The sequence below is a fragment of the Melaminivora alkalimesophila genome, from assembly GCF_000282995.1.
Lineage (GTDB): Bacteria > Pseudomonadota > Gammaproteobacteria > Burkholderiales > Burkholderiaceae_C > Melaminivora > Melaminivora alkalimesophila.
The window spans coordinates 1-301 of the sequence record NZ_ALEE01000394.1; the positions used below are offsets into that span (position 1 = coordinate 1).

At 71.8% G+C, this 301-nt stretch carries 1 protein-coding gene; it reads left to right on the plus strand.

The features are described from left to right. The coding region (locus A612_RS07570) for a putative PEP-binding protein (protein ID WP_040436317.1) at window positions 1-301 on the plus strand (301 nt) is incomplete at both ends.

Below are 301 nucleotides of genomic sequence, written 5' to 3' on the forward strand. Positions count from 1 at the left end.
GAGCCAGTTGGTGCGCCAGGACGACTGGATCATCGTGGACGGCGATGCCGGCCTGGTGATCGTCGATCCGGCGCCGGAAGTGATGGCGCGCTACCGTGACCGCCAGCAGCAGATCGCACGGGAGCGCGAGCAGCTGGCGCGGCTGCGCCACATGCCCTCGGTCACGCGCGACGGGCAGGCGGTGGAACTGCTGGCGAACATCGAGCAGCCGGAAGATGCGGCCGTCGCCGTGCGCGCCGGCGCGGTCGGGGTGGGGCTGTTTCGCACCGAGTTCCTGTTCATGGGGCGCGGCGGCCGGCTG